This window comes from Streptomyces sparsus (assembly GCF_054776295.1).
Map to the genome: position 1 here is coordinate 1 of NZ_BAAHCA010001306.1, position 1054 is coordinate 1054.

At 75.3% G+C, this 1054-nt stretch carries 1 protein-coding gene; it reads left to right on the forward strand.

The window, feature by feature from the left end; all coding sequences use genetic code 11:
• Nucleotides 1-115: 115 nt before the first annotated feature.
• Nucleotides 116-1054, forward strand: a 939-nt coding sequence (locus tag ACYVE9_RS28070) for a phosphatidylinositol mannoside acyltransferase (protein WP_461030699.1), incomplete at its 3' end; no start/stop codon positions are given.

Below are 1054 nucleotides of genomic sequence, written 5' to 3' on the forward strand. Positions count from 1 at the left end.
CCCGCCCGGCGGCGTCCGCACCGGACGACGGGGGACGGCGCGACGGGGGAGCGGTACGCGGGCCGGCCACCGGCCGGGCGACCGACCCGCAGGCCGGACAGGGGAGCGGACAGGCATGAGGGAACGGCTCACGAACGGCCTCTACGGACTGGGCTGGACCGCGGTGAAGCGGCTGCCGGAACGCACCTCGGTGCGGCTCGGACGCACCATCGCCGACCGGGCGTGGAAGCGGCGCGGCGCGGGCGTGCGGCAGTTGGAGGCCAATCTCGCCCGGGTGGTACCGCACGCCTCGGCGGAGGAGCTCGCCGAGCTGTCCCGCGCCGGCATGCGCTCCTACCTGCGCTACTGGATGGAGTCGTTCCGGCTGCCCGCCTGGAGCCCGCAGCGCGTCGCGGAGAGCCTGGAGATCGAGAACCTGCACCGCGTCACCGACAGCCTGGACGCGGGCCGGGGCGTGGTGCTGGCCCTGCCGCACATGGCCAACTGGGACCTGGCCGGCGCCTGGCTCGCCACCTACCAGCGCATCCCCTTCACGACCGTCGCCGAACGCCTCAAACCGGAGACCCTCTACGACCGCTTCGTCGCCTACCGGGAGGGGCTCGGCATGGAGGTGCTGCCGCACACCGGCCGCACCACGTTCGGCACCCTCGCCCGGCGGCTCCGGGCCGGCGGCGTGGTGGCACTCGTCGCCGACCGGGACCTCTCCGCCTCCGGGGTGGAGGTCTCCTTCTTCGGCGAGCCGACCCGGATGCCCGGCGGGCCCGCCCTGCTGGCCCAGCAGACCGGGGCGCTGCTGCTGCCGGTCAACCTCTGGTTCGACGACACCCCGGTGATGAAGGGCTTCGTGCACCCGGCCGTGGAGGTGCCGCAGACCGGCACCCGCAAGGAACGCACCGCGGCCATGACCCAGCGCATGGCGGACGGCTTCGCGGCCGGCATCGCCGAGCACCCGCAGGACTGGCACATGCTCCAGCGCCTGTGGCTCGCCGACCTCCGGCAGGCCGAACCCGGGCGCGGAGCGCCGGCGGACACCGCCGCGCCGCCCGACCCCGGG